This is a genomic window from Bradyrhizobium sp. BR14999 (assembly GCF_056106085.1).
Map to the genome: position 1 here is coordinate 3070171 of NZ_CM148536.1, position 22730 is coordinate 3092900.

22 protein-coding genes, 1 pseudogene and 1 riboswitch are annotated in these 22730 nt (G+C 63.9%); of the genes and pseudogenes, 5 read left to right on the forward strand and 18 right to left on the reverse strand.

What is annotated here, in order from left to right:
* Positions 1-54 precede the first annotated feature (54 nt).
* Positions 55-603 (reverse strand): mismatch-specific DNA-glycosylase, encoded by a 549-nt coding sequence (locus tag ACR9YP_RS14115; RefSeq protein ID WP_438105915.1) that lies wholly within the window; start codon positions 601-603, stop codon positions 55-57.
* Between the two features lie 97 nt (positions 604-700).
* Between ACR9YP_RS14115 and ACR9YP_RS14120 the strand changes: the two genes are divergently transcribed.
* On the forward strand, positions 701-1723 hold the full coding sequence (locus ACR9YP_RS14120) for a hypothetical protein (RefSeq protein WP_474221224.1): 1023 nt from the start codon (positions 701-703) through the stop codon (positions 1721-1723).
* Between the two features lie 24 nt (positions 1724-1747).
* Here the strand turns inward: ACR9YP_RS14120 and ACR9YP_RS14125 are convergent.
* Positions 1748-1923 (reverse strand): annotated as a pseudogene (locus tag ACR9YP_RS14125) (mismatch-specific DNA-glycosylase); the annotation flags it as partial.
* A gap of 461 nt (positions 1924-2384) precedes the next feature.
* Between ACR9YP_RS14125 and ACR9YP_RS14130 the strand changes: the two are divergent.
* The gene (locus ACR9YP_RS14130) at positions 2385-3080 is read left to right on the forward strand and encodes a hypothetical protein (RefSeq protein WP_438105917.1); all 696 of its coding nucleotides are present in this window, start codon (positions 2385-2387) and stop codon (positions 3078-3080) included.
* 126 nt (positions 3081-3206) lie between these two features.
* Here the strand turns inward: ACR9YP_RS14130 and thiC are convergent, their stop codons facing one another.
* The 6 genes from thiC to ACR9YP_RS14160 all read right to left on the reverse strand — a co-directional run bounded on the left by thiC (position 3207) and on the right by ACR9YP_RS14160 (position 8808).
* Entirely contained in the window at positions 3207-5105 is a 1899-nt protein-coding gene (thiC, locus tag ACR9YP_RS14135; RefSeq protein WP_438105919.1) for a phosphomethylpyrimidine synthase ThiC, read from the reverse strand.
* 170 nt (positions 5106-5275) lie between these two features.
* The gene (locus ACR9YP_RS14140; protein WP_438105921.1) at positions 5276-5884 is read right to left on the reverse strand and encodes a thiamine phosphate synthase; all 609 of its coding nucleotides are present in this window, start codon (positions 5882-5884) and stop codon (positions 5276-5278) included.
* Positions 5871-6653, reverse strand: coding sequence for a thiazole synthase (locus tag ACR9YP_RS14145; protein WP_438105923.1), 783 nt, complete (start codon positions 6651-6653; stop codon positions 5871-5873). Before ACR9YP_RS14145 ends, ACR9YP_RS14140 begins: the two co-directional genes overlap by 14 nt.
* Positions 6654-6822: 169 nt before the next feature.
* Entirely contained in the window at positions 6823-7020 is a 198-nt protein-coding gene (gene thiS / locus ACR9YP_RS14150) for a sulfur carrier protein ThiS (RefSeq protein WP_438105925.1), read from the reverse strand.
* The gene (locus tag ACR9YP_RS14155) at positions 7011-8021 is read right to left on the reverse strand and encodes an FAD-dependent oxidoreductase (protein ID WP_438105926.1); all 1011 of its coding nucleotides are present in this window, start codon (positions 8019-8021) and stop codon (positions 7011-7013) included. Before ACR9YP_RS14155 ends, thiS begins: the two co-directional genes overlap by 10 nt.
* Positions 8009-8137, reverse strand: a riboswitch (TPP riboswitch). Its footprint overlaps the gene before it by 13 nt.
* Before the next feature lie 122 nt (positions 8138-8259).
* Entirely contained in the window at positions 8260-8808 is a 549-nt protein-coding gene (locus ACR9YP_RS14160; RefSeq protein ID WP_474220175.1) for a transglycosylase SLT domain-containing protein, read from the reverse strand.
* Between the two features lie 229 nt (positions 8809-9037).
* Here ACR9YP_RS14160 and ACR9YP_RS14165 point away from each other — a divergent pair, with 229 nt between their 5' ends.
* Entirely contained in the window at positions 9038-9238 is a 201-nt protein-coding gene (locus ACR9YP_RS14165; protein WP_370989277.1) for a hypothetical protein, read from the forward strand.
* Positions 9239-9244: 6 nt separating this feature from the next.
* Here ACR9YP_RS14165 and ACR9YP_RS14170 read toward each other — a convergent pair whose 3' ends face one another.
* Positions 9245-10564: an ATP-binding protein gene (locus ACR9YP_RS14170; protein ID WP_438105929.1), complete on the reverse strand. Its 1320-nt coding sequence runs from the start codon at positions 10562-10564 to the stop codon at positions 9245-9247.
* Between the two features lie 14 nt (positions 10565-10578).
* Positions 10579-11319 carry a response regulator gene (locus ACR9YP_RS14175; RefSeq protein ID WP_091879339.1) on the reverse strand — a complete coding sequence of 247 codons (741 nt, stop codon included), beginning with the start codon at positions 11317-11319 and terminating at the stop codon, positions 10579-10581.
* A gap of 180 nt (positions 11320-11499) precedes the next feature.
* On the opposite strand from ACR9YP_RS14175, the gene ACR9YP_RS14180 reads away from it, so the two are divergent.
* On the forward strand, positions 11500-12072 hold the full coding sequence (locus tag ACR9YP_RS14180; RefSeq protein ID WP_438105932.1) for a hypothetical protein: 573 nt from the start codon (positions 11500-11502) through the stop codon (positions 12070-12072).
* A gap of 227 nt (positions 12073-12299) precedes the next feature.
* Entirely contained in the window at positions 12300-12815 is a 516-nt protein-coding gene (locus ACR9YP_RS14185) for a PRC-barrel domain-containing protein (protein ID WP_370989280.1), read from the forward strand.
* A 130-nt stretch (positions 12816-12945) separates the two neighbouring features.
* Here the strand turns inward: ACR9YP_RS14185 and ACR9YP_RS14190 are convergent, their stop codons facing one another.
* The 8 genes from ACR9YP_RS14190 to ACR9YP_RS14225 form a co-directional block, all read right to left on the reverse strand.
* Entirely contained in the window at positions 12946-14160 is a 1215-nt protein-coding gene (locus tag ACR9YP_RS14190; protein ID WP_438105934.1) for an ABC transporter substrate-binding protein, read from the reverse strand.
* A gap of 228 nt (positions 14161-14388) precedes the next feature.
* Positions 14389-15219 (reverse strand): ABC transporter permease, encoded by an 831-nt coding sequence (locus tag ACR9YP_RS14195; RefSeq protein ID WP_438105936.1) that lies wholly within the window; start codon positions 15217-15219, stop codon positions 14389-14391.
* Positions 15216-16478: an ABC transporter permease gene (locus ACR9YP_RS14200; protein WP_474220176.1), complete on the reverse strand. Its 1263-nt coding sequence runs from the start codon at positions 16476-16478 to the stop codon at positions 15216-15218. Before ACR9YP_RS14200 ends, ACR9YP_RS14195 begins: the two co-directional genes overlap by 4 nt.
* 282 nt (positions 16479-16760) lie before the next feature.
* On the reverse strand, positions 16761-17819 hold the full coding sequence (locus tag ACR9YP_RS14205; protein ID WP_438105940.1) for an ABC transporter substrate-binding protein: 1059 nt from the start codon (positions 17817-17819) through the stop codon (positions 16761-16763).
* A gap of 84 nt (positions 17820-17903) precedes the next feature.
* Complete coding sequence (locus tag ACR9YP_RS14210; RefSeq protein WP_438105942.1) at positions 17904-19013, reverse strand: ABC transporter ATP-binding protein; 1110 nt, start codon at positions 19011-19013, stop codon at positions 17904-17906.
* A 106-nt stretch (positions 19014-19119) separates the two neighbouring features.
* Positions 19120-20688 carry a DUF4403 family protein gene (locus ACR9YP_RS14215; protein ID WP_438105943.1) on the reverse strand — a complete coding sequence of 523 codons (1569 nt, stop codon included), beginning with the start codon at positions 20686-20688 and terminating at the stop codon, positions 19120-19122.
* 141 nt (positions 20689-20829) lie between these two features.
* A complete protein-coding gene (locus ACR9YP_RS14220) occupies positions 20830-21468 on the reverse strand; it encodes a Vgb family protein (protein WP_438105945.1) in 639 nt (212 codons plus the stop codon).
* A 29-nt stretch (positions 21469-21497) separates the two neighbouring features.
* Positions 21498-22718 carry a helix-turn-helix domain-containing protein gene (locus ACR9YP_RS14225; RefSeq protein ID WP_438105947.1) on the reverse strand — a complete coding sequence of 407 codons (1221 nt, stop codon included), beginning with the start codon at positions 22716-22718 and terminating at the stop codon, positions 21498-21500.
* Positions 22719-22730: the final 12 nt, after the last annotated feature.

Below are 22730 nucleotides of genomic sequence, written 5' to 3' on the forward strand. Positions count from 1 at the left end.
TACCGGATTGCGTGGAGAGATGGTGGGCACGGCGCAAGAGCGCCTTTGCGCACCCTACGACTTGATCCACGCCGCCAACTCCCGCCACGGCTCCAGCGTCCAATGACCCGACGCCGCGCCCGACGGCGACGGCAGCACGAACACTTCCACCGGACATTCGTCCCGCTTCTGCCGCCCCAGCGCAATCACGCGCGACGGCCTGCCGTAAAACAAGCTCGCCGCCTTCTTGCTCGTGAACGCAATCGTCCTCGGCCGATATTTTTCGATCTTCGCCCTGAAGCCGGGCAGGTCGATCGTCTCCGTCGCGATCTGGTGATCCATCCCCGCGCCCGTCTTGGACAGATCGGTGAAGCCGATCCCGAGCTCGATCAGCGAAGCAAACTCACCCGGGTGATAGCGCCGCGGCGTGATGCCGGCCTCATGGATCGCGCGCCAGAAGCGATTGCCGGGATGGGCGTAATAGTGCCCGAGTTCGGCCGAACGCGTCGAGGCAGCCGTGCCGACGAAGACGAGGCGGAGGTCGGGGCGGAGTTGGTCGGGAAGGCGGTGGGATGAGAGACCGGGTAGATCAGGTATCCATCTGTTCGTCTCTCGCGCAGCCATCCCATTGACCTTCTTCGCCCAGCGGAGCACGTTGATGTAGTTTCGACAGCGTGCTATCTGAAGTAGTATTAATCCTTGATTTTCAGCGGGTATTGCGATGACAGCTGCTAGTGAAAGAATGCGCAACGAGACTTTATGGAAACTTACTGACGCTCGCTGCGCACAGCTAACAGATTCGATTTCCAACGCCCGAGCCCCATTCTTCCTGGGATTGGCATGGGCGTTTCTGTGGGCATGGGCGCTCTACAATGTGGATGTCGGCTACCTTAATGTTTTTCAAGCGCGATACGAGCGCTTGTCGGCACTCGCGGCATCTCCGGCGCAACCTGACCATGACGAACTCACAAAGAATTGGTGTCCTAAGGTCGCGCCGGGTCTGTACCAGCGTGTAGCCAACATCCCGATGGACGCTGCGACCCCTCAAGACAAACTTGAGCTTTGTAAGTCAATAATCAAGCTTCGACTTGAATGGGTCTCGAAAGGATATCTCGAATCCACCTTGATTACCTTTCCGGGTGGATTTGCAAGGCTGCACATTTCAGACTTGGGTATCGTCGGCCAAACGGGTCTTCTACTGATTCTTGCCTGGGCCTTTTTTGCTATACGGCGAGAAAATCATGCGTTCAGAGCCATAGTTGATATGACGCCTGATTCAAGAAAAGTGGCAGGTTTGTTTCCAAAACGCTTTGATCTCACGCCGAACGATCCATATTTATCGGCAGAGCATTTGGCATATGCCTATCATGCTGTGGCGCAGCGTTTCGTATTCATATTTGCGCGGTACTCGTCTCCTCTTTTAAGTCTCACGCTTCTGCTGTGTGCATTTCCCGCCTTGGTCGCAGGCTGGAATGCCTACACTGACGTAAGGGATATATTCAAGATTGAGTTCTTTGATCCCTCACTCATCGTGAGGACCCTGATCGAAATTGTGCTCTACCTGATCGTCTGCCTCCTGACCTGTCTTTGCGTGAGATACGTTCTCGATTCCACTGTTCTTCTTAACGGGTGGTACTTGGCAGTCCGCGATGTTTGGATGGAGGAGTGGGACGAAACGAACAATGCGAAAGCAGAGCCGGTTACGATAGACGTATCCGAGCAGAAGGCCTTTCCAGGAAAGTAGAGTTCGCGGCGGCAAGAAACCAAGCCAGGATACGTTGCCGGGATCGCCGTAGCCTCCCTAGTTCGGCAGAGCGCGTCGAGGCGGCGGTGCCGACGAATACGAGGCGCAGGTAGGGACGGAGCTGGTCGGGCAGGCGGTGGGGGACGGAGCGGGCAAATCATTTATTCGCAGAGTTGTAGCCGCATAAGCGTCAGCGACATGCGTGGCCGCTGTCAATCCCGGATGTCGCTTCGCTCATCCGGGCTACGTTGGACGAGCTTCCAAGGCTGCACCCGAACTAGGTGCGGCCGGAATCCTAGTTCGGGATTTCTGGTCTTAACTGATTTCTCAGCTAAAGATTGTATATTTGATCCGCAACGGTTTAAGGCGAATCTCATATATGGGCGCAATCGGAACGCGGGCTAAAAACCAGAGAGATAACTTCTCCGCAGCGGTCGTGCGAGACGTTCGGGATAGGACTGGGAACTTATGTTCACAGCCCGACTGCCGGAAGCCGACCGTCGGAGCGGATAAGTCCACATCTACGGGAGTGAAGATCATCGGTGTCGCCGCTCACATAAGAGCTGCGTCGCGAGGCGGGCCCCGATTCGATGAATCGCAAACTCCAACGGAACGTAGCAGCATCGAAAACGCGATCTGGTTGTGCGCGAGCTGCTCCGTATTGATCGATAAGAACGCTGGGCAGGACTTTTCGGTTGGTAAGCTGGAAGAATGGAAGAGGGGAGCCGAAGCTCGTGCAGCAAAAGCACTGCTATTCGGAGGGTCTTTTCAACGTCCTGATTGGCTAGATCGAATCCATTATGCTCAATTTGTCAATGTGCCGAGACTTGGAGCCATGCTGGGAAAGCCCGATTTGCAGGCATTGCTTGGACTCGATCGAGGATTTCGAGACCAGGGGCTCGAAGTAGGTCGTAAGATGAATTGGGTAGTGTCGGCACTCGTTCGCAGTTCAGTCGAGGCGATTCCGCTCGATGATATCTTACCCCCTGGCGAGGAAATGGTCGGGCAACTCATCTCTTTTGATCATCGTTGCTACACCCGAAACGGTGTTGACGCAGGGACGAAAGTCGAGCCGCGGCTATTGGCTGAATTTGATCCTAATCGTTCGCCGCATTTCTACATCAAGACCGATACTGCAAAGGTTGTCTTTCCGTATGATCCGATATGGGTCACGACCTCGACTGCTTATAGTGATTTCAGAGGAGGACATAGAAGATTCGCGGGAATCGGAGTTGTCAAAGCCATTAGCGATGATGCGGCCGAAGTAACCGTCTCACCGTTGATTGTGGCTTTTCCCAGAAATGAATTCATGCAGGCATTCTACGGGGCAACCTCGTCGTTTGGTGGCTCTGTGTAGGTTGATTGGAGACGTAGGTGTAGGAAGTTGGTGATTGATAGCAATCAGGTGCTCTCGCCTTGACGCAGCTAGCGCCGGGCTTTTGCCCGGCACCTCGTCTGAATTCACACGTCGGAAGCCTGTTGCTCACAACACCCGGTTACTCTCCTTCACCTTCTCCGCATCGAGATACACATTGCTCCCCATCTCCTTGAACTTCTCGCTCATCCTGGCCATGCCGTCTTCGACCGTTCCGGCCATCGACATACCCACGCTGTTCGGATCATTCAGCGTCGCGGCATAGTCCCGCACATCCTGCGTGATCTTCATCGAGCAGAACTTTGGCCCGCACATCGAGCAGAAATGGGCGACCTTGTGGGCTTCCTTCGGCAGGGTCTCGTCGTGGAAGTTCTTGGCGGTATCCGGATCGAGGCCGAGGTTGAACTGGTCGCTCCAGCGGAAGTCGAAGCGGGCGCGCGAGAGCGCGTCGTCGCGCAGTTGCGCCGCCGGGTGGCCCTTGGCGAGATCGGAGGCGTGTGCCGCGATCTTGTAGGTGATGACGCCCACCTTGACGTCGTTGCGGTCGGGCAGGCCGAGATGCTCCTTCGGCGTGACGTAGCAGAGCATGGCGCAGCCGAACCAGCCGATCATGGCGGCACCGATGCCTGACGTGATGTGGTCATAGCCCGGCGCGATGTCGGTGGTCAGCGGCCCAAGCGTGTAGAACGGCGCTTCGCCACACTCCTTGAGCTGCTTGTCCATGTTGATCTTGATCTTGTGCATCGGCACGTGGCCGGGGCCTTCGATCATGACCTGGCAGCCCTTGTCCCAAGCAATCTTGGTGAGCTCGCCGAGCGTTTCCAGTTCCGCGAACTGCGCGCGGTCGTTGGCGTCGGCAATCGAGCCCGGACGCAGGCCGTCGCCGAGCGAGAACGAGACGTCATACTTGCGCATGAGGTCGCAGATCTCGTCGAAATGGGTGTAGAGGAAGCTTTCCTTGTGGTGCGCCAGGCACCACTTCGCCATGATCGAGCCGCCGCGCGAGACGATGCCGGTGACGCGGTTGGCGGTGAGGTGGATGTATTGCAGGCGCACGCCGGCGTGGATGGTGAAATAGTCGACGCCCTGCTCGCACTGCTCGATCAAAGTGTCCTTGTAGAGCTCCCAGGTCAGCGCCACCGGATCGCCGTTGCACTTCTCCAGCGCCTGGTAGATCGGCACGGTGCCGATCGGCACCGGCGAGTTGCGCAAGATCCATTCGCGGGTGGTGTGGATGTTGCGGCCCGTGGAAAGGTCCATGACAGTGTCGGCGCCCCAGCGGATCGCCCACACCATCTTCTCGACCTCTTCCTCGACCGACGACGTCACTGCCGAGTTGCCGATATTGGCGTTGATCTTGGTCAGGAAGTTGCGGCCGATGATCATCGGCTCGAGCTCGGAGTGGTTGATGTTGGAGGGGATGATGGCGCGGCCGCGCGCGATCTCGTCGCGCACGAACTCCGGCGTGATGAAGGCGGGCACCGCGGCGCCAAAGCTTTCGCCATCGGCGAGGGCGGCTTCAGCACGCTCGAGCTGTGCCTTTCGGCCGAGATTTTCGCGGGCGGCGACGTAGATCATCTCCTTGGTGATGATGCCGGCGCGGGCGAATTCGAGCTGGGTCACCTTGTGGCCGTCGAGGCCGCGTAAGGGTTTGTGATAGGCCGAGAAGGCGCGCGCAGCCTTGTCGGTCGAGACGCTGCCGTTGTCTTCCGGCTTGATCTGCCGGCCCTCATATTCCTCGACGCCGCCGCGCTCCAGCACCCATTGCTTGCGATTGCGGGCAAGGCCGGCGTTGACGTCGATGGTGACGCTCGGGTCGGTGTAGGGGCCCGAGGTGTCATAGACCGGCAGGTTCGGTTCGCCGGCACCTTCGGAGAGAATGATCTCGCGCAAGGGCACGCGCAGGTCGGGCGCGGCATCGGGCGATGCGAAGATCTTTCGCGAGGAGGGAAGCGGGCCGGTGGTGACGGCGGGGATGGTCTTGTCGGGGTTGGAGCGGATGTTCATGGGGGCCTCCGTTTAATTCGTATGCGTGTGCGTCTGAGCGACGCTGGCGACGACGTTCTCCGTCATTGCGAGCGCAGCGAAGCAATCCAGAAATGTTTCCGTGGAAGCAGTCTGGATTGCTTCGTCGCAAGGGCTCCTCGCAATGACGGGTGGAGAGAGCGGGACATGCATCACGCAGCCTCCACCGTTAGGCCGAGCCATTGCCGCACGCGGGCATCGGGATCGGCGTTCTGGGTGACGTCGCTGACGACGGCGATGGAATCCGCGCCTGCGGCAAAGATCTCGGCGGCGTGCTCGAACTTGATGCCGCCGATCGCGACCAGCGGAATGTTGCCGATGCTTTGCTTCCACTCCGTGATTTTTGGAATGCCCTGCGGCTCGAAGCGCATCGATTTGAGCGTGGTGAAGAAGATCGGGCCCAGCGCGACGTAATCGGGCTTGGCTTTGAGCGCGGTCGCAAGCTCGTCGTCGTCATGGGTGGAGATGCCGAGCGACAGCCCGGCCTCGCGGATGGCCTTGAGGTCGGCGTCGGCGAGATCCTCCTGGCCGAGATGCAGATATTTTGCGCCGGCAACGACCGCCGCGCGCCAATAGTCGTTCACGACGAGCTTGGTCTGCGTGTCCTTGGTGATCGCCAGTGCGTCGGTGACGATCTGCAGCGCGTCGGCGTCGTTCAGCTCTTTGGCGCGCAGCTGGATGGTGCCGACGCCGAGCTTGGTCAGGCGTTCGACCCATTTAAGGCTGTCGACGACGGGATAGAAACGATCAGGATACGGCATGCCAGAACGGGGTCCCAACGACAGGAGTGGAGGGGGAGGCGAAGTCGCGGGCGTTCATCAGCCCGGCCTCGTAAGCGGTGCGGCCGGCCTCGATGCCGAGGCGGAAGGCGTTGGCCATCGCGACCGGATCGGCGGCCTTGGCGATCGCGGTGTTGAGCAGCACGGCGTCGTAGCCGAGTTCGAGCGCGTGCGCGGCGTGCGAGGGCGCCCCTAAGCCGGCGTCGACCACCAGCGTGATGTCGGGCAGTCGCTCGCGCAGCAGTTTGAGGGCATCGCGATTGATGATCCCCTTGGCGCTGCCGATTGGGGCTGCCCACGGCATCACAACCTTGCAGCCGGCATCAACCAGGCGGTTGGCGACCGAGAGATCCTCGGTGCAATAGGGGAAGACCTCAAAGCCGTCCTTGATCAGGATGCTGGCGGCCTCGACCAGGCCGACGACGTCGGGCTGCAGCGTGTCGTTGTCGGCGATCACTTCGAGCTTGATCCAGCTGGTCCCGAACAATTCGCGGGCGAGCTTGGACGTGGTGACCGCCTCGCGCACGCTGCGGCAGCCGGCGGTGTTCGGCAGCACGGTGACGTCGAGCTCGCGGATCAGCTTCCAGAAGGCATCCCCGGTCTTGCCGCCGGCGGCCTCGCGGCGGAGCGACACCGTGACGATGTTGGAGCCGGAGGCGCGGATCGCGGCCTGCATGATCGCGGGCGAGGGATAGAGCGCGCTGCCGATCAGGAGGCGGGAGGCGAAGGTCTTGCCGTAGAAGGTCACCATGTCGGTGTTTCCTCAAATGCAATTGTCGTCCCGGCGAAGGCCGGGACCCATACCGCGTGATTACGCTTGGGGCAGGCGGGGAGAGATCGGTCGCCACAACGCAAGCCTGTGGTTATGGGTCCCGGCCTTCGCCGGGACGACTCGTGGAGAGAGCGTGCCTTCATCTCCCTCACCCTCCCTGCCGCGGCGTGATGATCTCGATCTCGTCGCCGGCCTTCAGCGGCGTCTCCGCCCAGCGGCTTTTCGGCACGACGTCGTAGTTGAGCGCGATGGCGAAATGGGTGCCCTCGTAGTCGAGCTCGGTGAGCAGCGCATCGACGCTGACTGAAGCCACTTCGCGCTGCTCGCCGTTGACGATCACCCGCACTGCATCACCTCGTTGTCGATCTGGCCGCGCTGAACGTAGGCAAGCGTCAGCTCGGCGAGCGCCGGCGCGAGCAGGAAGCCGTGACGGTAGAGCCCGTTGACACTGATCTTGCCGTCGCGAATGCCGATGCGTGGCAAATTGTCGGGAAAAGCGGGGCGCAGGCCGGAGCCGAATTCGACGATGCGGGCTTCGCCGAAGGCAGGGTGCACGGCATAGGCGGCCCCTAACAGCTCCAGCGCCGAGCGGACGCTGACGCCGGTGTCCTCGGCCTCGATCGAGGTCGCGCCCAACATGAACAGATGGTCCTCGCGCGGGATCACGTAGAGCGGCCAGCGCGGATGGATCAGCCGCACCGGACGCGCAAGCTGCACCTCGCCTGTCTCGATCAGGATCATCTCGCCCTTGACGCCGCGTAAGTCAGGCTGCTCGTCGCGCGCGGAAAGGCCGCGGCAGTCGATCACGATGCCGTCGAGATCTTTGGCTGAAACGTCGCTGGAGAATTTGATGGTGCCGCCGGCGGCGCGGATGCGCTCGTGCAGCTTGGGCAGCACGCGGCGCGGCTCGACATGGCCCTCGCTCGGGAAGAACAGGGCCTCGCGGAAGCGGCCCTCCAGCGACGGCTCCAGCGCGGCGAGGCCGGCGGCATCGAGCCGCTCGTGGCCCTCGGTCATCCGGGCAAAGCGCTCGAAATCGTTGCGCTCGCGGGGATGGGCGACGACGAGCGAGCCGTTGAACGGCGTTTCCGGCAATTCGCGGCGCCAGATGTCGAGGGAGCGCAGGCCGAGGCGGCTGATGATGGGTTCGGCGACCTCCGCCTCGCAATAGGGCGCGAGCATGCCGCCGGCCCAATGGCTGGTGGCGTCGGTCATGGCGGCGTCACCACGCTCGTGTAACGTCACGGCATGGCCGGCCTGCGCGAACAGCAAGGCCTGCCAAGCCCCCGCGATGCCTGCGCCGATGATGGATACCGGTGAATCCGGTCGCTTGGTGGTCTGGTACATCCCTGTCCCTTCGCCGGCATGACCCGGATCAGGTTCAAAGGGTCACCGCGGTCCTGGGCGGTATTGCCCATTTAGCGGTATCTCAGCTCCTCCTCGGAGCACCCCTCGGAACGGCTCTAATGTATGCCAGTGGGAGCTGGTGTCAACGCGCTAGGCGGGAACCGGGCCGTTCGTGGCGCATCGAAGACGCGCGTGATCGCGCTCTTGGCACGCTGCAGCGCGTCCGGGACACGCGGAGTTACTTCAAAGCCTGCGCCCGGGCGTTGCGGACGCGCTGGGCCAGCTTCCTGTGCGGGGCGGTGCCGAACATCGGCTGCGGGTTGCCGTTCGGCTCGAGCCAGGTCTCGCCCATATTGGTCTCGCCCATCGTGGCGACCTGCACGGTCTCCTGCCGCTGCCGCTTTGCAACGTAGTAATAGCCGCCCGCGAAATAACGCACGGCTCGGGCGTGGTCGCCATTGGCGGCGCGATAGGCGCCGGCGAGATATTTGACCGCATAAGTGAGATTGGTGTTGGGATCGCGCAGGCCCGCGGCATCGCCGGTGTAGCCGACCCCGCGGGCGGTCGCGAGCTTGATCTGCATCAGCCCGATGGTGCCGCCGCGACCGACCAGGCCGGGCTGATAGCGGCTCTCGCGCATGATTACGCGGTGCACCAGCGCCTCCGGCACGCCGTTGGCGCGGGCATGGGCCGCGACCATCTCGGCATATTCGGCTTCGCCGGCGAATGCGGCCTGCGGCAATGTCAATCCGGCCGCGAGCAGCGCGGCAATGCGTAAAATCTTCATCGAAATATTCCTTGGCAGAACGGACCTGCACCGGTGCGGGTTAGGCCGTGGGAACACGGCGATGATGTGGCGAAACGCCGCCTCCGGCGATTTTCGTTGGGCCGTCGCTTTTACGACTCAAACCTAGGTTAAGTTTGGAGCTGGTGGGGCGCCTTACGCGACAGCTGGTCTGTCCATTCGTGTCTCCGCCCAAAAATCGCTCGTCAAAACAGCATGCGGGAGGACGTCCATGACCCCGGCAGACATCGACGACATTCCCACACAGAACCCCTGTGCACAGTGCGGCACGCCAATTCCGTTCCCGGACTGGATCGAGCCGGGCGAAGGCCGCGTTTCCTATCTCTGGAGTTGCCACGCCTGCGGCTACCGCTTCGAGGCGGTGGCGATCTTCGAGCGTGAGGCTGTCGAGCACCCGCCGCTCGCGGCTTGATCCGCGCTACGCCGCCAGCCGCGGCTCCTGCCAGATTGGCAATTGCATCCGCACGATCAAGCCATGCGGCTCGCGGTCGTGCAGCGACAGCTCGCCACCATGGGCGAGCGCGATCGCGCGCGCGATCGACAGGCCGAGCCCGAAGCCGGTGGACTCGTCCATGGTGCGCGCATCGTCGCCGCGCACGAACGGCTCAAGCATCTCCTGCTTGCGGGCATCCGAGATGCCGGGGCCATCGTCCTCGACGTCGATGATCAGTGTCGTGCCCGAGACGTCGAGGCGGATCGTCACTTCGGCGCCGAAGCGCACCGCGTTCTCGACGAGGTTGGTGACGCCGCGATGCAGATCGTCGGGCCGCGCGGCGGCGGTCGCGGACGCCGGCCCGTCATAATGCACGGCGTGGCCCATGTCGCCGAACTGGTCGGCGACGAGCTGCAGCGTGCTGGCGATGTCGACCAGCGTCACCGCCTCGATCTTGCGGTCGTTGCGCAGCAGCGACAGCACGGATTCCAGCATCGAGCGCATCTGGTCGAGGTCGATCAGCATGCGCTTGCGGTTGCCTTCGTCCTCGATGAACTCGGCGCGCAGCCTCAGGCGCGTGATCGGCGTGCGCAGATCGTGGCTGATCGCGGCCAGCATCCGCGTGCGATCCGACATCAGCCGCGCGATCCGCTCGTGCATGCGGTTGAGCGCGCGCGCGACCGAACGGATCTCCTCCGGGCCGCGCTCGGGCAGCGGCTCGGCGGTGCCGTCCAGGCTGAAATTCTCCGCGGCCTTGGCGAAGGACGACAGCGGCGCGGCCAGCGCACGCGCCGCCCACAGGCCGAGCACGGTGATACAGATGAAGGCGGTCATCAGCGTCACCAGCCATGGTGCGCCCCAGAACCACGGCCGCGGGCCGCCGTCGACGCGGCCGGCGATCACTGCGCCGTCGGGCAATTCGACGCCGACGCGGTGCGCGCGACCCTCGGCGGCGAGCTGCATCACCTTGTAGCCGCGCCCGAGATGACGGCGCATCCCGAACAGGTGGGCGCCGTCGCCTGACTCGATCACCGACCCGGGGGCGAGCATCTCGATGCCGAGCCTGGGGAAGGCGCGCGCGAGGTCGGCGACGAGGCGCGGTCGCTCGCTGGCATCGGCCGCGCCGAGCAGCAGCGCAGCATCGGTCAATTGATGGGCGCCGTCCGGCGGCGTGTCGGGGCGGTCCGGCCGGCTGATCAGGAAGGCGGTGGTGACGACGAGATGCAGCGCGACGGTCGAAGCCAGCACCAGCGCGGCGATCTGCCCGCCGATCCCATTGAGGTGGAAGAACCCGAACGGCTTCATCGTCGGCGCGCCCTTCAGCTGCTCAGGGGCGCGGTCACCGCTTCCGTCCTCGGCGTGAACAGATAGCCGCCGGAGCGCACCGTCTTGATGATGGTGGGATCGGCCGGATTGGGCTCGATCTTGCGGCGGATGCGGCTGACCAGCACGTCGATGGAGCGCTCGAACGAGCCGGTGTTGCGGCCCTGCGTGAGGTCGAGCAGGCTGTCGCGCGACAGCACGCGGCCGGGCCGCTCGCAGAATGTCCTGAGCAGATCGAATTCGGCACTGGTCACCGCGACGCGCGCGCCTTCCGGATTGCGCAATTCGCGCAGGCGCAGATCGATGCGCCAGCCCTCGAAGGCCAGCGTGGAGGCGCCTTCGATCGTGCTCGCCGCCTGCGCGGCGGCCTGGCGGCGCAGCACCGCGTTGATGCGGGCGAGCAGCTCGCGCGGGTTGAACGGTTTCGGCAGATAATCGTCCGCGCCCATCTCGAGGCCGACGATGCGGTCGACATCCTCGCCGCGCGCGGTCAGCATGATGATCGGCGTCTGCGCCTCCGCGCGCACCTTGCGGCACAGGCTGAGGCCGTCCTCGCCCGGCAGCATGACGTCGAGGATGATCAGGTCGACGCGATGGTCGGCCATGGCGCGCGACATCTCGCGGCCGTCGCTCACGGCGGTGACGTTGCAGGCGTTGTTGCGCAGGTACTTCGCAATCAACGTCCGGGTTTCGCGGTCGTCCTCGACGACCAGGATGTTGGGATTGGGAATGGCCATGCGCTTTGTTTGTCCAAGATTCGGGCCAAATGGCGAAGATTTTTGTTTCAGAGTGTTTCCAGCGGCCCCGTCGCAATGCCGGGACATGACCGGGCAGTGGAGCGGCAAGATCTCGTTAAGGCCGTTAACCATACCGTGGCGCCGTTCGCCACGAAACCCCGCAAGATCCACGGAGCCATCATGACCTCGATTTCGGCGGCCTCCGCCGGCAGCTATCAGTCGCCGCTGCAGCGGCTGCAGCAGGAATTGCAATCGCAAGTCTCCGCCGGCACGATCTCGTCGTCGGACCAGTCCGCGCTGTCAACGGCGCTGACCGACATCGACACCGCACTCCAGCAGAGCCGGTCGAGCGACCAATCGAGCGGCACGCGTCCCTCTAAGGACGAGATGCAGTCGAAGATCGACGACCTCATCTCGAACGAGGTGTCGAACGGGACGCTGACCTCGGATCAGGCCGAGGAGCTGAAGAGCGTGTTTCAGTCCGCGTTCGCCAATGGCCCCGGCGGGGCGGGTGGCCCCGGTGGGGCAGGCGGACCGCCGCCCGGCCCGCCGCCGGATGATGCTAATTCGGATTCGTCGACGACCACGGATGCGGCCAGCAGCACGTCGGCTGACGCGACGACCGCGGAAATCCTCCAGCAATTCCTCCAGGCGCTGCAGCAATCGCAATCATCGGCGTCGTCCTACGGTGCCAATGGCAGCGCGTCGAGCGGCTCGAGCTTCTCCGCGCTCCTGATCGACTACAAGAGCTGACCTGGGCGACGCTGGGTCGGCGCGTTCCCCGCCGCGATCATGCTTCACCCAGGGCGCATGATCGTCGGCGGGGAACCGTGCGCCGCAATATGTTCCTGGATGACGCAGGAGCGTGCCTTGCCGTGATTTTCGGCTTCGCGCATTGCGCAACGAAATTGCCGCCCGCACGGAACCGCGCGTGATCAGCGCTGTTTTCTCCGCACGAGGTTTGTGAAGGAGAGGACAACATGATGAAGTCGATCGTTGCCGGCCTCGCCGGCACAGTACTGCTTGCGACCGCGGCGTTCGCGCAAGCACCGACCGCCACCACCGACAAGGCGCCGACCGCGGCTACCGCCACGACGACGAGCGCGTCCGACCAGTGGCGCGTGTCGAAAATGTCGGGCGTGAAGGTCTATAACGAGGCCAACGAGAACATCGGCTCGATCAACGACCTCTTGATGGACAAGAACGGTAACATCAAGATCGCCGTGATCGGCGTCGGCGGCTTCCTCGGCATGGGCGAGCATCTGGTCGCGGTGCCCTACGAGAAGCTGAAGTTCACCAACGAGGCCATCGCCTACAGCGCCCCGGCCACCAGCCCGCCCGGCCGGCCGGCCTCGACCACGACGACTGGCGCAGCGACCGGAACCGACAAGACCGCGACAACCTCGTCCGCGTCGAAATGGTATCCGGATCATGCCGTGTTCAACGCCAGCAAGGACGAGCTGAAGGGCATGCCCGAGTTCAAGTACTCGGAGTAATGCGGCTCGCGTAACTGCCTAGACGAAGCGCGCCCGGTTTTCACTGGGCGCGCTGTCGTGTCTTTTCGTCCCCGTCATTGCGAGGAGCTCGCGACAAAATTGCGGAGCTCGCAATGACGACGAGCGCAGATCAATGCCCCGTCACCATCGGGCAGCCGCCCTTGTCGAGCGGACGGAACGCCTCGTCGCCGGGCACGGTGGCGATCAGCTTGTAGAGGTCCCAATCGCCCTTGGATTCCTCGGGCTTCTTGACCTCGAACAGATACATGTCGTGGACCATGCGGCCGTCGATGCGGATCTTGCCGTTCCTGGCGAAGAAGTCGTTGATCGGTGTCTTGCGCATCTGTTCCATCGCCTTCGGCGCCTCGTCGGTCTTGATGGCGTCGATCGCCTTCAGGTAGTGCATGGTCGCCGAATAGAGGCCGGCCTGGATCATGGTCGGCATGTGCCCGACCTTCTCGTTGAAGCGCTTCGAAAACGCCCGCGTCTCCTCGTTCATGTCCCAGTAGAAGGCGTCGGTGACGATCAGGCCTTGCGTCGCCTTGATGCCGAGCGAATGCGTATCGGTGATCTCCTGCAACAGCGCGATCATTTTCTGGCCGCCCTGGGTCAGGCCGAACTCGGAAGCCTGCTTCAACGCATTGGTGGTGTCGCCGCCGGCATTCGCCAGCGCGACCACCTTGGCCTTGGAGGCCTGGGCCTGGAGCAGGAAGGAGGAGAAGTCCGACGAGTTGAGCGGATGGCGGACCTCGCCGAGCACCTTGCCGCCGCTCTCCTTGACCACGTTGGCGGCGTCGCGCTGGAGCGCCATGCCGAAAGCGTAGTCGGCGGTGACGAAGAACCAGCTGTCCTCGCCGCGCTTGACCATCGCCTTGCCGGCGACGTTCGACAGCGCATAGGTGTCGTAGGTCCAGTGCACCGTGTTGGGCGAGCAGGCGGTGCCGGTGATGTCGGACGAGCCGCCGCCGGAATTGATGTTGATCCTGTTCTTCTCGCGCGTCAGCGCCGAGACCGGCAGCGCCACCGAGGAGGTCGGAACGTCGAAGATCGCGTCGACTTTGTCGTTGTCGTACCAGTTGCGGGCGATGTTGACGCCGACATCGGGCTTGTTCTGGTGATCGGCGGCGACGACCGCGACCGGCTTGCCCGCGACCTTGCCGCCGTAGTCGGCGACCGCCATCTCGACGGCGGCGAGCGACCCCTTGCCGGTCGCGTCCGCATAGAGGCTCGACATGTCCGTGAGCACGCCGATTTTGACGATGTCGTCGGAAATCTGCGCCTGCGCGGCGCCGGATGTTGCGGCCAGAGCTAGGCCAGCTGCGATCGCGACACTGAGTTTTTGCATGTTGTTTCTCCCTGTGTGTTGTTGTTTGGGTTTTGTTGCGGGAGGAGTTTTAACGGCTATCTGCAGGCGCAGCTAAGCGATCCGCGCCATAGCAGAATGCAAAAAAGAAAGGGCGGGTGGTGTTCCCGGGAGGAGGAATATCGCAACGTCACGATAGCGCATTGCTGTGCCCTCTCCCCTTGCGGGAGAGGGCAGCGACGCTCGCGGGAAAAGGAAGACGAACGTCGCCTAGCCGCTGCTGCCCTTGAGCCGTTCGTTCCGTCGGCGCAAGCCTTCCATGGTCGCGAGCAGGATGATCGATACCGTCGTCAGCATCACCGCCGCGGCCGTGATCGTCGGGCTGATGTTCTCGCGGATGCCGGCGAACATCTCGCGCGGCAGGGTACGCTGCTCGGGACCTGCCATGAACAGCACGATCACCACCTCATCGAAGCTGGTCGCGAAGGCGAACAGCGCACCCGACGCGAGGCCGGGCAGGATCAGCGGCAGAATCACGCGGCGGAACGCGTAGAGCGGCGAGGCGCCGAGTGAGGCGGCGGCGCGCGCCAGATTGGTGTCGAAGCTCTGCAGCGTCGCGCCGACCGTGATCACCACAAAGGGCGTCGCCAGCGCGGTGTGGGCCAGGATCAAGCCGAGATAGCTGCCGGTCAGTCCGATCGGCGCGAAGAAGAAATACAGACCGACCGCGGTGATGACGCCGGGCACGACGACCGGCGACAGCACGAAGGCCAGCACGAGCGGCTTGAACCGGCTCTTCCACTGCGCCAGTCCCAGCGCGGCCAATGTGCCGAGCACCATGGACAGCAGGGTCGAGGCGACGCCTATGATCATGCTGTTCTTCAGCGAATTCATCCAGCGCGGCGAATTGATGAAATCATCGTACCAGCGCAAGGAGAGGCCGGGCAGCGGATAGGTCAGGTAGGAGCCCGAGCTGAAGGACAGCGGCATGATCGCCAGGATTGGCGCGATCAGGAAGATGAACACCAGCGTGGAGACGACGATGGTTGCGGTCCATGCGATACGTTGGCTGGGCGTGCGGAGGGAGGGATCATCGCTCAATTCTTCATCCCTCCCGTGACCTGCTGTCCCTGCACCAGCTTTCCGTAGAGGAGAGCGAGCAGAACAGTGGCGAGCAGCAGCACCGCACCCAAGGCCGAGGCGAGGCCCCAGTTGGCCGTCTCGGTCGTGTAGAGCGCGATGAAGTAGCTGATCATTTGATCGGCGGCGCCGCCGACGAGTGCCGGCGTGATGTAGTAGCCGAGCGCCAGGATGAAGACGAGCAGGCTTCCGGCACCGATACCGGGCAGCGTTTGCGGCAGGTAGATGCGCAGGAAGGCTGTGACCGGCGGCGCACCGAGCGAGGCGGCGGCACGCATGTAAGCAGGCGAGATCGCCTTCATGCTGCTGTAGAGCGGCAGGATCATGAACGGCAGGAGAACGTGGGTCATCGCCACGCAGACACCGAAGCGGTTGTAGATCAGGCGCAACGGCTCGTCGATGATGCCAAGCCAGTGCAGGCTGTCATTCACGACGCCCTTGCTCTGCAACAGCACGATCCAGGCGCAGGTGCGGACCAGAAGCGACGTCCAGAACGGTAGCAGGACGAAGATCATCAGCAGGTTCGACCGGCCGGGCGGCAGCGTCGCCAGCAGGTAGGCGACCGGGAAGCCGAGGATCAGGCAGAGTGCCGTGACGCTGAGGCTGATCATGAAGGTGCGGGTGAATACGTTGCGGTAAATGGCCTGATCCGGCGGGGCCGCGACGATCGCGCCGTCCATGTTCCGGGTGAGGTCGAGCGCCGCGAGCAGGTAGAAGCTGGTCAATGGGCCACTGGCGTCCTTGATCGTGGTCCAGGTAGCGCGTTCGCGCCAGGCGGGATTGATCTTGCCCAGCGTCTCCTTGGCCGCCCCTCGCTCCGGCACCGCCTTCAGATTGCGTGCCGTGCTGGTCAGGATGGTGCGGAAGCCGTTCAGTGCGTAGTTCAGCCGCTTGGCCGCAATGGCCATGGTGCCGGAGGCGCGCGCCGCAAGGATGTCGCTTGCCAGCGCAGCAAAGGCCTTTTCGTCCGGCAGGTCCTCGCCGTCCCAGCTCGCGAGAGCAGCGACTGTTTGCGGCAGAACCTGACGCACCTCCCTGTCATCGACCGAGCGCCACAGCATCCCGGCGATCGGGCCTGCGAAGGTGAAAAGCAGGAAGACGAGAAGCGGCAGCACCAGCGCCAATGCCTTGACCTGGCGCGCGCGCTCTGCACGCCTCAATCGGCGCTTGAGGGGCACCTCGGTCTGGGCATCTGCGCCGATCGCGGGTGTTGCTGTCATGCTGCGAGCCTCTTTGACTGCACATCCTTCGCCGCTTCAGGCCGGGCAATCGCATGTGGCTTTGTCGATCGGCCTGAGCAAGCGCCTCGTCCTTCGAGACGACCGCTTCGCGGTCTCCTCAGGATGAGGCTCATCGACATCGGCGCCTGCTGTGACACTGCTGCCGCACACTCCGTCCTCATCCTGAGGGCCCGCCGTAGGCGGGCGTCTCGAAGGATGCGTCACGGGGGCGTTGTCCGCGACGCACCCTCTACCTGCGCCGCACGCCGGTTCGACAGCACGCTATTTTGCTGCCCATTTGTTGAAGCGCTCGGTCAAGCGGTCGATGTTCTCGAGCCAGAAGCCAACGTTGATCTCGACCGCATTCTTGATGTTATCAGGCGCTGTCGGCAGGTCCTTCAGAACAGCGGGCTGCAGCCGGGCGGCTGCGTCCTTGTTCGAGGTGCCATATGCGATGTTCTCCGACAACTTGGACTGGTTCTCCGCCTTGCCGACGAAGTCCAGGAACTTGTAGGCCGCGTCCTTGTTCGGGCTCCCCTTCAGGATGACCCAACTGTCGAGGGTGAATAGCGCTCCATCCCACACCATGCCAAAGTTCTTCTTCTCGTTCTTGTTCGCGGTGTCGATGCGGCCGTTGTAGACCGAGGTCATCGCCACCTCGCCGGAAGCGAGCAATTGCGGCGGCTGGGCGCCGGCCTTCCACCAGACGATGTCGCCCTTGATGGTGTCCAGCTTCTTGAAGGCGCGATCGATGCCCTCGTCGGTCGCCAGCACCTTGTAGACGTCCTTCGGGGCGACGCCGTCGGCCATGAGAGCGATCTCCAGCGTGGTCTTCGGGCCCTGACGCAGGCCGCGCTTGCCCGGAGTCTTCTTGGTGTCGAAGAAGTCGGGCCAGCCGCCCGGGGCCTGCTTCAGCTTGTCCTTGTCGTAGCCGAGAACGAAATCGTAGAGGATGGCGCCGACGCCGCAGGGATTGACTGACGGCGGGATATAGGCGGCCTCGCCGCCGATTTTGGAATAGTCCATCTTCTCGAACAGGCCTTCCTCGCAGCCGACCGCCAGTTCGTCGCTCTCGACCTGGACGACGTCCCAGGTTGCGGCGCCACCCTGCACCTTGGCGCGCAGCACCCCGACGCCGCCGTCCCAGGACTCGTCGTTCATCGGCATTCCGGCCGCCTTCTTGAACGGCTCGAAATAGACCTTCTTCTGGGCATCCTGATACGCCCCGCCCCACGACACGACGGTGAGGTCACGCGCCTGCGCGACCGTGACCAGCGCAGCGCTGGCGGTGAACGCCGCGGCGAAACCTAGTGCAATCTTGCCAATGTTGCGCTTTAGCATGGTCCTTGTTCCTTCTTCATCTGCGTTGCGTTGAGGTTGATCGATGCCGGTCCACTTGCGCCAAAGACATGCTGCAGGATTGAATCAGACGGGATCAAGGGCCAGGCAGTCCTCGGGGCGGAAGGTGATGAACACGCTGTCGCCATGCCTCAGGCTGTCATGCGCCCCCGGCTGAAGCTTGACCATGAACTCCCCGTTGCCGACGACATCGAGCACGGCAAGCGCGTGGTCGCCGAGATAGATGGTGTTCTGCACCTTGGCCGGCAGGCGGTTCGGTCCCTCGCTGGAGGTGCCATCCAGGACAATGGCGATCCGCTCCGGCCGCACCGACAGGGAAGTCGGCGCGCCGGCGCCTGATACGTTGACCGCCCGTGCGGTCACGGCAGCGCCACCAGCCAGCGCGACACGGCAATAGTCCTTGTCGACCGTTTCGACGGTGCCGGCCAGCACATTGTTCTCGCCGATGAAGTGGGCGACGAAGCTGTTCACCGGATGCTCATACAGCGCGTCGGGTTTGTCGATCTGCTGCACGATGCCGTCGTTGAACACGGCGATGCGGTCCGACATGGTGAGCGCTTCGCTCTGATCGTGGGTGACGTAGACGACGGTGATGCCCATCGTCTCGTGCAGTTGCTTGATCTCCAGTTGCATCTGCTCCCGCAGGCGCTTGTCCAGGGCGCCCAAGGGCTCGTCCATCAGAACGAGTTGCGGGTTGAAAACCAGCGCGCGGGCCAGCGCGACGCGCTGCTGCTGACCGCCGGACAGCTGCCCGGGCCGCCGGTGCGCCAGGGTTTCCATCTTGATCATGCGCAACGCCGCCCTCACGCGCTCCTGCGCTTCCGCCTTGTTGATTTTGCGAACGGATAGCGGGAAGGCGATATTCTCCGCGATCGTCAGGTGCGGAAACAAGGCATAGTTCTGGAACACCATGCCGATGTCGCGCCTGTGTGGCGGCACGTTCTTGATCGGCCGGCCAGCGAGGTAGATCTCGCCATGAGTGGGAACCTCGAAGCCAGCCAGCATCATCAGCGTGGTCGTCTTGCCCGAGCCCGACGGGCCGAGCAGCGTGATGAACTCGCCCTTCCTGATTTCGAGGTCGAGGTTCTTCACCACGAGGTGCTCGCCATCGTAGGTCTTCTGAATGCCGGAAAAGTGCACCAGTGCCGGCGCAGGCGTGACCATGCCGGCTTCCATGTCGTCCTCGCGTTGTCCCCTACAGTGCCGAGATTAGCATCCTCCGACGAGAATGCCAGCGGTGCAAGCGACGAAGGCACGCACGGACCCGGTGAGTGAAGGCGCGCTACATCCCCGACAGCTTCGTCACATACACGTTCAGCGAGCCGCCGGCTTCGGCGACCACGCGCAGGGTCTTGGAATCGAAGGCGATGTCGGCAAGCGTCAGGCTGTCGATCTTGGCTTCGACCTTGAGGCCGTCCTCGCTCTTCTGGTAGTCGGCGATCGCGGCGGCGATCTTCTCGCGGGCGTTGGCGGCGATCGGCTTCAGGTCGAGCGTTGCCCTCTGCAGCAGGGCCTGCTGCATCTGCGGCACCACGGCGCGCGCCGCGGCGCCTAACAGGCCGAACGCGGCCTCGGACTCAACCGCGAGCTGGATGTCGGCGAGCCGCAGCGTCTGCTCCGCCTGGTCGAGCATCGGCCGGCCCCAGATGTGCACGGTCGCCTCGGCGCCGAGGCCGAACCAGCTTTTCTTCTCCTTGGCGCGCACCAGCAGCGAGATCAGCAGGCGGTCACCCGAGGGGATCACGTTGACGGTCTTGACGGTGACGTCGACCGGGCCGGAGCCGTCCTCGGGATAGGTATGGCCGACCATCTGCGCCGCGATCAGCTTGTTGATCTCTGTGAAGGGCACGTCGATCGGCACGCCGATGTTCACGCCGGTGCCGGTCGGCGGCACGATCGAGATCTTGTCGGGAAACGGACACTCCGGCTTGGTCGGGGCCGAGGTCACGCGTGTCTCGGCCTCGAGGCCGAGCAGCAGCGTCACCGCTTGCGCATCGACCCGCGGTTGCGCCGCGATCGCGCGCACCGGCTTCATCTCGAGCCAGAGCGGCGGCAGTGCGGCCGATGAACTCGAGCCTTGCAGCGGGATCGAGCGGCACGCCTTGGCCCATTGCGCTTTCGCGTTCTCCCGCAGCGAAGGATCGTTGCGGATGCGCTCGGAGACGGCGTTGATCTGCTCGCCGACATTCTTGTCGATCAGCGGCTTCACCTGCGCCGGCACGTTGACCTTGGCGCCGGCGACCGAGAGGTTGGTGTCGCCGAGATTGACCTGGGCGCCGAGATTGGGTTCGAGATGCCAGGCGGCCGCGAGCTTCGGGCGAGAGGTGACGACGACGTTGCCCTTGATCTCGGCGCTGGCATTCAGGTTCTTGATGTTGACGGCGCCGATCCGTTTCGCCGCATCACCGCCGAGCACGCTGCCGAGCGCGTCGCCAAGGGCGCCTGTGGCTTTCGAGGACAGCGATCCCGTCACGTTGAGCTTGCCGGTGAGCGGCGTCGACAGCGTCAGCACGTCCTTGTCGCCGTTTGCCGCCATCGGACCGCGGGCTGCGGACCAGCCGATGTCGGCGTTCTCCAGGATCTGCGAGATCGGATTGTCGGCCTTCCCTGCGAAATTGCGCGGCGAGGCCTTCTCGGCCTGCTCGCGGATCGCCGACAGCGCGATCGCGACCGGCGCGATCACGATCGAGCTCTTCGAGACCGGCGGCAGCGGCGGCAGTTGCGCGACCGGCGGCGCCGAATTGGTCGGCTGCGGCGACAGCAAGTCCATCGCCTTCAGGCTGATGAAGAACGACGCCGCGAGCACCACGACGGCGATCAGGATAGTCTTCAGGTTCAGCGTCAGTCCCATCAATCCCCCAGGCAGCCCCGGGCAGAAGTCTATAGGGCAGGCGAGAAGGGCGCTAGAGCGCAAGGATGGGGTGGAATTGGGGCGAACAGGTTAACGGATGCGAACCCCTCGTTGCCGCGCATTCAAACTGTGATCGCGAGGCTAGCTGCGCCGGGGACGACGGACCGCCCTCACATTGCCGCGACCACCGCCGCCGCAGAAGAAGCGATCGCCGCCATCGGACTCCAAACCCGAGACCATCGTCCCGGCGGGCAGGTCGAGCTGCTCGAGCACCTTGCCCGTATCTGGGTCGATCCGCCGCACGTCGCTCTCCTCGTTCTCCCAGGTGCCATGCCAGAGCTCGCCATCGACCCAGGTCACGCCGGTGACGAAGCGCTTGCTCTCGATGGTGCGGAGGACCTTTCCCGTTTCTGGATCGACCTGATGGATCTTGCGCTCGCGATATTGCCCGACCCAGAGCGAGCCTTCGGCCCAGGCCAATCCGGAATCGCCGCCAGCGCCGGGTGAAGGGATCGTGCTGAGCACCTTGCCGGTGGCGGCGTCGATCTTCTGGATGCGATCCTCGGCGATCTGGAACAGGTGCCGGCCGTCGAACGCCGTTCCCGCATGCGCGGCGACATCGATGGAGCGCGCGATCGTGCCGTCGGCCGGATCGACCGCGTTCAGCTTGTCGCCGGATGCGAACCAGACATGCGTGCCGTCATAGGTGACGCCATGCACGGCTTCGACGCCCGCGAAAGGCCCATACTCCCTAATGATCTCGGCGGTTGAACGCTTCATGTGCTCGATCCCTGTGATGTGACCTCACCTTACGTCTTCAGGAGCGGCGTGGGGAGTAACAAGCCTGTCGGGAAACCCGGGACGGGCGGGGTCATCCAGCGCCGCGCCCTTCCGTGTCCGAAGGATTGCACCTTGTGCGATCGCGCGAGCTCTTCGAGCGCGCGCTGCACGGTGCGCGCGCTCATTCCAAGCGCCAGCGCGAGCGCCGAGCTCGACCAGGGCTCGCCGTCGGAGAGGAAGGCGAGCACCGCGGCGTGCTTCTCCTCGACCGGCCGCGCCAGCACAAGAACCTGCCGCGTCTTGCGCGGTGTCAGCGCAAAGCCCTGCTTGGTCGCGCTCACATCGGCAAGAGGCTTGAGCTTGGCGCGGAGCCGGCCGATCTCGACCCGCAGCCGGGCGCGATGCGATTCATCGACGTGCTTCGCCTGAAATGCCGCGGTCATCAGTGCCTCTCGGGACACGTCCGCGGGCCACGCCTGTGCCAGGGGGCGGGCGAGCGCGAACAGCACCGGCCGGGTCCCGAGTGACACGACGATCCCTCCCTTGCGAACGGTGTGATGAAAGGTGTCCACGACGAGCGCTCGGGACGCCGCCAGCGCTTCGACCTGGCCGAGCAACAGCGGATGCTCCTTGCCGCGCGCGATCAGGCGCGCCGCGGGCGTGTCGAGGACGAGGTTCGCACTTTCGACTTCGGCCGTGAGCGCTGGAATCCCGGCTAACCGCGCCGCGTCGGCGGCGCGGTCGAGCGCCGCGCGCGCATGTTTGGTTTTGAGCCGCCGGATTGCGATGCCGGCGACCACGAGTTCGCGGACGACCTGAGATGCAGGCGGGAGTGGCGACGCACCGAGCTCCGCCAGCGTGCGCTCGGCCTCGTCGAGGCGCCCGACCAGAAGAAGGCGACGGGCCTCGATGTGACCGGCATGGGCGGCATTGCCGAGATCGCCATGCTTTGCGAGTGTCGCCCGCGCGGCCGCGAGCGTCTTCACCGGCCAATTCAAGTCGCGCGAGACGAGCGCGATCTCGGCCTCGGCCACGATGCACCTGGCGCGCGCCACCGCCTCTCTCGGACCGAAGGCACGTGCGGCGCTCCGCAGCAGCGTCTTGGCCTTGGCGAGATCGCCGAGCTGCGCCATCGCGATGCCGCGCAGCGCCAGCGACGGCGCGTCGTTGCGCAAGGCGACGCGGTTCAGTGCACCGAGCGGATCGCCCGCTTCGAGCGCGCGCGCCGCGGCCGTGATCAGCGACTCCATGCAAATCCCGCC

Excerpts from the sequence above, each read along its gene's own strand:
- ACR9YP_RS14115 (WP_438105915.1), bottom strand. The coding sequence starts at position 603 with ATGGCTGCGCGAGAGACGAACAGATGGATACCTGATCTACCCGGTCTC.
- ACR9YP_RS14120 (WP_474221224.1), top strand. The coding sequence starts at position 701 with ATGACAGCTGCTAGTGAAAGAATGCGCAACGAGACTTTATGGAAACTT.
- thiC (WP_438105919.1), bottom strand. The coding sequence starts at position 5,105 with ATGAACATCCGCTCCAACCCCGACAAGACCATCCCCGCCGTCACCACC.
- ACR9YP_RS14140 (WP_438105921.1), bottom strand. The coding sequence starts at position 5,884 with ATGCCGTATCCTGATCGTTTCTATCCCGTCGTCGACAGCCTTAAATGG.
- ACR9YP_RS14145 (WP_438105923.1), bottom strand. The coding sequence starts at position 6,653 with ATGGTGACCTTCTACGGCAAGACCTTCGCCTCCCGCCTCCTGATCGGC.
- ACR9YP_RS14155 (WP_438105926.1), bottom strand. The coding sequence starts at position 8,021 with ATGTACCAGACCACCAAGCGACCGGATTCACCGGTATCCATCATCGGC.
- ACR9YP_RS14160 (WP_474220175.1), bottom strand. The coding sequence starts at position 8,808 with ATGAAGATTTTACGCATTGCCGCGCTGCTCGCGGCCGGATTGACATTG.
- ACR9YP_RS14165 (WP_370989277.1), top strand. The coding sequence starts at position 9,038 with ATGACCCCGGCAGACATCGACGACATTCCCACACAGAACCCCTGTGCA.
- ACR9YP_RS14170 (WP_438105929.1), bottom strand. The coding sequence starts at position 10,564 with ATGAAGCCGTTCGGGTTCTTCCACCTCAATGGGATCGGCGGGCAGATC.
- ACR9YP_RS14175 (WP_091879339.1), bottom strand. The coding sequence starts at position 11,319 with ATGGCCATTCCCAATCCCAACATCCTGGTCGTCGAGGACGACCGCGAA.
- ACR9YP_RS14180 (WP_438105932.1), top strand. The coding sequence starts at position 11,500 with ATGACCTCGATTTCGGCGGCCTCCGCCGGCAGCTATCAGTCGCCGCTG.
- ACR9YP_RS14185 (WP_370989280.1), top strand. The coding sequence starts at position 12,300 with ATGATGAAGTCGATCGTTGCCGGCCTCGCCGGCACAGTACTGCTTGCG.
- ACR9YP_RS14190 (WP_438105934.1), bottom strand. The coding sequence starts at position 14,160 with ATGCAAAAACTCAGTGTCGCGATCGCAGCTGGCCTAGCTCTGGCCGCA.
- ACR9YP_RS14200 (WP_474220176.1), bottom strand. The coding sequence starts at position 16,478 with ATGACAGCAACACCCGCGATCGGCGCAGATGCCCAGACCGAGGTGCCC.
- ACR9YP_RS14205 (WP_438105940.1), bottom strand. The coding sequence starts at position 17,819 with ATGCTAAAGCGCAACATTGGCAAGATTGCACTAGGTTTCGCCGCGGCG.
- ACR9YP_RS14210 (WP_438105942.1), bottom strand. The coding sequence starts at position 19,013 with ATGGAAGCCGGCATGGTCACGCCTGCGCCGGCACTGGTGCACTTTTCC.
- ACR9YP_RS14215 (WP_438105943.1), bottom strand. The coding sequence starts at position 20,688 with ATGGGACTGACGCTGAACCTGAAGACTATCCTGATCGCCGTCGTGGTG.
- ACR9YP_RS14220 (WP_438105945.1), bottom strand. The coding sequence starts at position 21,468 with ATGAAGCGTTCAACCGCCGAGATCATTAGGGAGTATGGGCCTTTCGCG.
- ACR9YP_RS14225 (WP_438105947.1), bottom strand. The coding sequence starts at position 22,718 with ATGGAGTCGCTGATCACGGCCGCGGCGCGCGCGCTCGAAGCGGGCGAT.